The following is an 8,622-nucleotide window of genomic DNA, read 5'->3' as shown; positions in this document are numbered from 1 at the left end:
TGTAGTGGTCAACAAATATTGGACACAGTTTTAAGTTCATTTTCAGCCTGACAAGGACTGATACCATCGTTAAATCGATGAGGTCGTATCTGATTGTAGTATTCCATCAGATACAGACCAACATCTAGCTTCGCTTCTTCAATTGAGCTGTATCCCAATTTGGGAATCCACTCAGTCTTGAGACTTCTAAAAAGCCTTTCTGTTGGGGCATTGTCCCAACAGTTTCCTTTACGACTCATACTTTGTTGCATGGCGTAGCACGCCAACCTATGCCGAACTAAAAGGCTTTTATATTGGCTGCCTTGATCAGAATGGAAGATCACGCCACTCGGTTTACCTCGCCGATGCCATGCTTCATCTAATGCCTTAATGACTAAATGTTGGTCTGCTTGGGACGACATAGACCAACCAATCACTCGACGAGCATACAGATCAAGAACAACTGCAAGATAAGCCCATGTTTTACCTGTCCAAATATAGGTAATGTCACTGCTCCACACATGATTAGGCTGAACAGGTTTAAATTGCCTGTTTAATATATTTGGAACAGCAGGGACTTCAGCTACGTTGCTTTGATATTTGTACTTCTTACGTTGTTTGGAAACAAGACCTGATTCACGCATTAACTTACGTACCAGATAGCGTCCAATCTTAATGCCCTGATTCAACAACATAAATCGAATTCCCCGACTACCAAGAGAGTGACGACTTTGCTTAAATAGACTTTTAATCATCACTTTAAGCTTGATACGATCTGGATGAGGAGTTTTACTTGTTGAACGGTAATGGTAATAGCTTGAACGCAGTACACCAAAGGCACGACAGATTAATTTAACAGAGCTTAGCTTTCTTAATTGATCAATCAACGCATATGTTTGAATTCGTCTGACATTAAGAGAGCTGTAGCCTTTTTTAGGATCATCTTCTCCTGCTCGAGTTGATGGATACGAGCTTTAAGTTGTTGTATTTCCCTTTGCTCAGCTGTTAGAGCAGGCATTGTTGGAGATTGTCCTGTTCGTTCAAATTGAAGTTGATCAACCCAACGTTTTAATGCTGTCTGCCCAACATCTAAAGCACGACAGGCCTGTAAAATTGAATAGCCTTGATCAAGTACAAGGCTTGCTGCTTCTAATTTGAATTCTGGAGTAAATGTTCGTCTTGTTCTCATTGAGCACCTCTTTGGTGAATACATTATCACCTAAATTGGTGTCCAACTTTATTAAACCACTACAACCATAATTTATCTAAAAGAGTGAAGTCTTATAAAATTAACAACATGGACTGTGTATACCATTCAAAAAAATTGCGATTTAGATGGATATCTTATACTTTGAGCGATATTTAAAAAGGGGAATAAGAATGAATGTAGCAACTAAATTTATCAAAGATCGTGAAGAAGAAATTACAGTACCATTTCAAGGCGACTTGTGGGGACGTCAGCAACTAAGTAAAAAATTGACTAATTTCATCTCTAATTTGAATTGCGGTGCGACTATTGCATTAGATGCAGAATGGGGAGCAGGCAAAACTTGGTTTGTAAAAAATTGGAAAGCAGATTTGTCGCAGAATGATTATAAGGTTATATACATAGATGCTTTCGCACATGATTTTATGGAAGACCCTTTTCTTATTTTATCTATGGAAATTCTTAATGCTGTTGATGCAGAGCAAACTGTTATAGCTACATTTAAAGAAAAATTTATAGGTGCATATCATGCTGTTCTTCCAAATCTACCTATGCTTATTTGGTCTTTGGCAATGACATTGATGGGGGCTGGATATTTTAGTAAAAGTGTACAGGAAACAGTTACAGCAGTTAAGGATGCTACGGGAGAGGTTGGAGAAAAGGCTGGTGAGTTATTGGAAGAAGGATTACGGGAACATCTAATTGAGTTAGTAGAAAATTACAATACGAATAAAAATGAATTGAAATATTTTAAAGACGCATTAGGTGAGTTAGTTAAAGATTTGGATAAGCCTTTAGTATTTATTGTTGATGAATTAGACAGGTGTAAGCCTGAATTCTCTATAAAATTGATAGAGCGCATCAAACATTTCTTTGATATTCCAAACATTGTTTTTGTAATCTCTACTAATAAAGCTCAGTTGGAGGAGTCAATAAATAGTTTCTATGGCTTCACTTCTACAAATAGTTATTTGGAAAAATTTATTGATTTAAACATTAAGTTTCCTAAAAGGGAAAGTAATAGTTATATCGAGGTAGTTCGTGAATACGTAAATAAGTATGGTTTAAGGTTAAATAATAAAGATATATTAATGTTATCTGAGATGTTTAATCTCAATTCAAGAGATTTAATTCGAATTTTACAAAAAATGGCTTTAATGGATAATCTTCCTCATACTGTTTCCTCGGTTATGGCTTTCTCTTATCTGGCTATGGAACAAAAATGTATTAGACCTAATAAACTAAGTGAAAAAGAGTTTTTAGATCATATTATAAATTTGTTAATTAGTTATGTGAAAAATCGATCAAGATACGGTTGGGGTGGATATGATTTTGATGATTTAGCAAGTTTTTCTAATAAGTATGGTGACCTTTTAGCTTCTAGTCATGATGGATCGGGTTTTCCTTTTTTGCTTAAATATTACTATCTAGAAAATACTAATGACCAACTTGATGCACAAGCTTTAGAAATGAAAAAAGGTTTGAAACAAAATCTATTTGCAAGCGGTAGCTATGGAGAGTCGGATATTATTAGAAGTTGGGATAACTATATAAACTCTGGTTTTATCATCAATTAAAGTTTGTTTGTATCACTATATGTATCATATAATTTTTAATAAATTATAAAATATATATAAATCAATGTCTTATGTGTTTAGTTCAATTGACGCCACCCCTAGCTGAATATAACTGAACATAGTGTTGTATAAAGCGGAAAGGCTTGATTCTAAAGGAATCAAGCCTTTTTTTATGTCTTATACCCGCCTTTTAAAAGTAATAGCGGCGGATGAGAAATGCTTGAATCAGCCACTTGAACATAAGGCAGGGCTTTAAGCTGATTCTTGTAAGCTTAAAGCCAGTGGAGCTAAACGGATCTCAGGATTAATCTTTTGCCAGTTTAAATCGCGTGGGTCTGCCAGCATCGGCCCTTGGGCTTTGGCAACTAAAATTGCGCCGCTCATGTGGGTAAAATCAGCGCGGAAATGTACCGAACTTTTTACCACAATGAGTGGATAGTCTTCAGGATCAACCTTAAAGATTCTAAACATCACGCGATCTAGGAGCTGAGCCTTATAGGAACTTACTGCAATATCAATCCCTTGATAAGACACTAAGATACTCTCGCCAATATCCACTGCCACACCATGCATCATAGGCCCTTGATAATGAAATTGACCTGTATGACGTGCTTTTAAAATAAACTCACCACATAGGGCAGGGTCGCCATTGCTGCTACCGCCAAGTTGGGCATAAAACCGTTCACCTATTGCAAGGTGACCAACGCTTTGTACGGTGTGAGGATCACAGATTAAACCCACTAATGCACGTTGTACTTTGGCTTTGACGAGGGCATGTAACATGCCTGTGGTGTTAGAATCACCGCCTGCACCGGGGTTGTCTTGGGTGTCGGCAATAACAATCGGTTTTTGCTGATCTTTAAACAGTTGTTGGGCTTGGGCAATCGCCACATCAGGGCTTAAAAATTCCATGTGCCAATTGGCTTCATGCGCCAGCAATTCACTTTGGCATTGCTGCATGGTGTGTTGCAGTTGCGGTAGCGATGCGCTATAGCCCCATAGCGTGCCGCCACAGTCATAAAAATCTGCCGCAGGAAAACCTGGGGTAAAGTTGAGTAGCACCCCAGTGTCTTGCTGTAACTGTTGTAAACGCTGAAAGGTACTTTTGGCAGGTTCTAAATCTGTACACTGCGCATTTAAAGCAATTAAAAATGGCAGTTTGTAGATGTCTTTATGTAGTTGTTTGCCTTTTAAAATTTCATCTAATAGCACAGCACAGCGTGCGCCTGTAACTGCCATATCAATATGTGGATAGGTCTGATAAGACAGCATTGCCGTGGCATGTTCAAACATTTGCTGAGTAACGTTGGCATGAAAATCTAAACTGGTGATGATGGGGATCTCTTGACCCACCACTGCACGAATACGGCGCAGTAATTCACCTTCGCCATCATCTAAATGTTCAGCCACCATAGCACCATGTAAATCAAGATAAATAGCATCCACTGGCTGGGCGATAATGCCCGCGATAATATCCTGACAGATACGTTCATAGGTCTGCTGCTCGACCTGTGCCGAAGGTGATGCACCTGCCCATAGAATCGGCTCAAGCTGATAACCCAACTGCTGGGCAGTTTGAATAAAACCGCCAATAGGAATATTGTGCTCGGCAAATGCGAACAGGTCTTGGGCATAGGTTAATCCCGGAAAGCCACCGCCATGAATAAAGTCATCATAGCGTGCCAGACTTGGGGAAAAAGTATTGGTTTCATGCTGAAAACCAGCAATAGCAATCGTTGGCATAGAATGATCCTTATGAAGTGGCGCGAACAGCCTGAGAAGTAGAAAGTGGTTTTTTTAAACGGAAGGCATACCAAAGCAACAAGGCGCCACAACCAAGTAATAAGGCAATACTGATCCAGCCCGCAACCAAGGATTGAGTGGTACTTTGGGCAAATGCCATAATATTTGGGCTAACAAAACCACCCAATAGCCCAATACTGTTGATCAGCGCAATGCCGCCAGCCGCAGCTGTGCCTGTTAAGTACTGCGCAGGAATTGACCAAAAAATGGTATAGGCAACAAACATAAATGCAGTGGCAAAACAAATTGCAATAAATGACAAGATAAAATGAGTACTCATAACCGAACTTAACAGACAGACTCCTGCCAAGAGCGTAGGTAAAATACTGTGCCATTTACGTTCTTGGTAACGGTCGGAACGTCGTGCTACAAGGTTCATCAAAATCGCGCTAAGTAAATAAGGGATGGCCACCAACCAGCCAATGCTGGTTAAGCTTTCTACGCCGCTGCTTTTAAGTAAAGACGGTAACCAAAACCCGACTGCATAAATCCCGCTAATGATGCTGAAATAACCCAAAGCCATAAAATAAATCCATGGATCTTTAAGGACAGTTTTAAAACCTTGATGCGTCTGCGTTGCTTGATGTAATTGAATTTCTTGTTGCAATAATTTTTTCTCATCAAGGCTTAACCATTTGGCATCTTGTGGACGATCAACCAAATAAAAATACGCCATCACTCCTAATAGCACCGTAGGCAAACCTTCAAGTAAAAATAACCATTGCCAACCCGCCATATGATAAATGTCATGCATATGGGTCATAATTTGTGTGGACAAAGGTGCCCCCAACATTCCACCTAGGGGCGCAGCCAACATGACAATCGCCATGACGCGTGCCATACGAGCACCCGAATACCAATAGGTCAGATAAAAAATTAAACCTGGGGCAAAACCTGCTTCAAATACGCCCAGCAAAAAGCGCAAAATGTAGAACATGGTTGGAGTCGTCACAAATAACATCGACATTGAAGTCAGACCCCACAGCACCATAATGCGCATAAAAGTTTTACGCGCCCCAATCTTGCTAAAATACAAGTTGGTGGGAACTTCAAACAGCACGTAGCCTAAAAAGAAAATACCTGCAGCCATGCCATAAATAGCATCACTAAAGCCTAAATCTTGCTGCATTTGTAATTTGGCAAACCCGATATTAATACGGTCTAAATAGGCAAAAAAATAACACAGCAATAAAAATGGCAATAAGCGCCAACTAATTTTTTGATACATCCGATCGAGTTGTTGTTCTCGCATGAGCAAACTCCTGTTGCTTATTGTTATTTTTCCTTAGAGATGAGTTTAAGCAGCTTGAGCACTTGATAACAATGCAGCTTTTTATTGATAATGATGCTTTAAAAGCATCAATAATAAGTACAAACCTATGCAAAAACACACGCTGCCTTTAGCAGGGATTAATGAAAAAAGACTGCGTTATTTTTATAATGTGATGCTGTTAGGTTCGATTCGTAAAACTGCCGACTTACTTAATATCGAACAATCTGCCATTAGCCGCCAAATCCAACTTCTTGAAGCCCAGCTACAAACCCAGCTGTTTGAACGCCGTGGTCGTAATGTTGTGCCCACAGAAGCTGCCTATATCGTCTTAGAGTATTTTGAGGAAAATCAAAAACGTGAATTAGCATTATTTGAGCAATTGGCACAGCTTAAATCGGCACAGTTAGCCAAAGTCAATTTGGTCTCGAGTGAAAGTTACTTACAAGATTTAATTTATGATGTGCTTAAACATATGCATGCCACTTATCCAAATGTGCAGTTGCAACTGGAATTAATGAGCGTGCAGGATGTGATTCGGCAGGTAACGGAAGGTTTAGCGCATATTGGGTTGGCCTATAATCCACCGTTGCATCCTGAAATTAAAGTGATTGCGGAACGCGAAGAGCCCTTTATTTTAGCTGTGCCTAAAGGTCATCCATTAACCTTACAGCAAGGAGCGGTATCTTTGGCGCAGACTTTAAATTATAAATTTGCGGTGATGTCGGTGGGGCATGGTTTTCGCCAGTTATTAGATGCTGAATTAGTACGTTTAAATTTGGGTTTAAATATTGCCTTAACCACCAACTCTATTACCGCACTTAAAAATTATGTGATTGCAGGGCATGGTATTTCTGCCATGCGTTATGCTGATATTGGGGTTGCGGTAGAAGCGGGTCTGGTCGATGTACTAGAAATTGATTCCAGCACCTTTCAACAAGCCAAAACGCAGTTATTAATGCGTAAAGGTGCCATAATTTCAGATTCACATCGCGTTTTACTGGATCGTATTCGGGCCAGTTTTAATTTACGCTAATGTTTAAATCGGCCCATAACAAATGCTGTTATTTAACAAGGCGCTCAAGCTCTTGCCCAGTCCAATATTCTTCACGCCAAAAAGCATAATTATCAAACTCGCCATGTTTTTGTGGGCCAACATCCATGCCTTGAGACGTGTGTACATGAAACTTGGTGAGATGAATGCGCTCACGTAAATAAGGTGATGGCGCAAACATATCATCAACTAACATAATGATATTAATCCATGAACCTACAGTTCTATCTTTTACAGAATGAATATCTGAAAATATATTATCAATCCAGTTGAGTAAACTACCTCGGGGAAGTAAACCCTGGCCAGATTGTTCACTTAATTCATTATAAGGATCTAGGCTTAAACTATAAAAATGCGTATTAGGATGATGTTGCAACCAAGGTGCAATTGTGGACTCGAGGCTTCTTAGCGGTGCAGCTGCTCCCATATAGACGATGTTTTTGACATTTAAATCGGGATACTTTGACAAGGCTTGATTCACCATCAAAGTGCCCATCGAGTGACCAATTAAGTTAATCTGAATTGCAGCCAGTTTCTGACCTTTCGTATCTTGATCAGTGGTGTGTACAGATGCAAGATTTTGTTGAGCAATGGCTAAAGCGGGGTTAGAGCTTAATTCTCGAAAAAACTTGGCTATCGCAGTTTCAAAATGATGACCTTGTTTAAGGGGGTGCTGTGGTTGCAGCTCTTGTGTTAATAATTGGTTGATTGAATAAGGGCTAGTAAAGATCAAATCGGTTCTACGTAGCATAGAATCCCAAGCACCTTTACCAAAACCATCAATAATGGGAGTAGTCACGGTTTTTGTTATGATTTTAACCGGCAAGAGTGGATCAACCTGAATCGACTGATGGATCAATTCAGGTTGATGAATATTCAGTCCTGTTGCCTTTAAACGACCAATCAATTGTGGATAGGCTTGTTGCACTTCTTGCGTATAGAGCTTACGAACTGAGGAGGCTTTTTTTATTTCACGTAGATAAGCACTCGGTGCTTTTAATATTGAACGGGTTAAATCTTGCGCTAAAACGACAGGGATACTCGGAATGGCCTTAGCTGGGTTACTTTCACCTTTACGAATACGAAACAGATGATCGCTATAGTTGGTATAAGCACCCGAATTCCAGCTAATAAATACCGGATAATGACATTCTTTTAGCATAGTTTTAATAAATTGATCTGGTCTTTCATTAGCATCACGCAGAAAATTTAATCCACCATGAATAAAAATAGTCAGAGTGAATTTATCTTTACATTGAGTACTATCTGATTTAACCAAAATTTCATCGGTTATATGATCAATATATTTGATTTCATCTTGTTTAGACACATGACTCTTATTTGGCCGCGTATCCCAAGGATTTAATAATGCACCATCATGATCAATATATAAAAGATGAGCTGCATTACGATGCTGTAGAATTTTATCAATATGCATTTCTTGTGATTTAGCTGTACTTATTGAAGAAAAGAGTAAAAATGCAGTAAACAATAGACCTCTTGCGAAAGTAAAAATCACCTCCATATAAATTTCATGAGATATCAGAAATTAAACCGTTTTTCAGATTCTGAATTCAAACGCTTAGTTGGCGTACCTCGACGAGTTTTTACTGAAATGGTAGAGGTTCTAGAAAAAGCAGAATCACTCAAAAAGAAATCAGGTCGACCGCATACTTTAGATATAGAGGATCAGTTGTTATTAACTCTCAATTACTTACGCAACTATAGTACT

The 8,622-nt window shown here is 39.1% G+C and carries 6 protein-coding genes and 1 pseudogene; 3 read left to right on the top strand and 4 right to left on the bottom strand.

The genetic code is table 11. The features are described 5' to 3' along the window. Positions 1 to 8: 8 nt before the first annotated feature. A protein-coding gene (locus AC5YCD_RS15385) for an IS3 family transposase (protein WP_496130841.1) occupies positions 9 to 1,168 on the bottom strand; the annotation gives its coding sequence in 2 pieces (ribosomal slippage) (positions 9 to 916 and positions 916 to 1,168; 1,161 coding nt in all). Positions 1,169 to 1,359: 191 nt separating this feature from the next. Between AC5YCD_RS15385 and AC5YCD_RS15380 the strand changes: the two genes are divergently transcribed. Next, a complete protein-coding gene (locus AC5YCD_RS15380; protein WP_496130840.1) occupies positions 1,360 to 2,763 on the top strand; it encodes a KAP family P-loop NTPase fold protein in 1,404 nt (467 codons plus the stop codon). 252 nt (positions 2,764 to 3,015) lie between these two features. Here the strand turns inward: AC5YCD_RS15380 and AC5YCD_RS15375 are convergent, their stop codons facing one another. Both AC5YCD_RS15375 and AC5YCD_RS15370 read right to left on the bottom strand, forming a co-directional pair. Continuing rightward, the gene (locus tag AC5YCD_RS15375; protein ID WP_496130839.1) at positions 3,016 to 4,506 is read right to left on the bottom strand and encodes a M81 family metallopeptidase; all 1,491 of its coding nucleotides are present in this window, start codon (positions 4,504 to 4,506) and stop codon (positions 3,016 to 3,018) included. Positions 4,507 to 4,516: 10 nt separating this feature from the next. Continuing rightward, positions 4,517 to 5,818: an MFS transporter gene (locus tag AC5YCD_RS15370; RefSeq protein ID WP_496130838.1), complete on the bottom strand. Its 1,302-nt coding sequence runs from the start codon at positions 5,816 to 5,818 to the stop codon at positions 4,517 to 4,519. A gap of 127 nt (positions 5,819 to 5,945) precedes the next feature. Between AC5YCD_RS15370 and AC5YCD_RS15365 the strand changes: the two genes are divergently transcribed. Further along, a complete protein-coding gene (locus AC5YCD_RS15365; RefSeq protein WP_496130837.1) occupies positions 5,946 to 6,872 on the top strand; it encodes a LysR family transcriptional regulator in 927 nt (308 codons plus the stop codon). A 28-nt stretch (positions 6,873 to 6,900) separates the two neighbouring features. Here AC5YCD_RS15365 and AC5YCD_RS15360 read toward each other — a convergent pair whose 3' ends face one another. Beyond that, the gene (locus AC5YCD_RS15360) at positions 6,901 to 8,328 is read right to left on the bottom strand and encodes an alpha/beta fold hydrolase (protein WP_496130836.1); all 1,428 of its coding nucleotides are present in this window, start codon (positions 8,326 to 8,328) and stop codon (positions 6,901 to 6,903) included. Between the two features lie 96 nt (positions 8,329 to 8,424). Here AC5YCD_RS15360 and AC5YCD_RS15355 point away from each other — a divergent pair. Next, positions 8,425 to 8,622: pseudogene (locus AC5YCD_RS15355) on the top strand (hypothetical protein); the annotation flags it as partial.

It is taken from the genome of Acinetobacter sp. CY05 (genome assembly GCF_059515805.1).
Note: the sequence above shows the minus strand (reverse complement) of the source record. Positions and strands in the feature narration are given on the sequence as shown.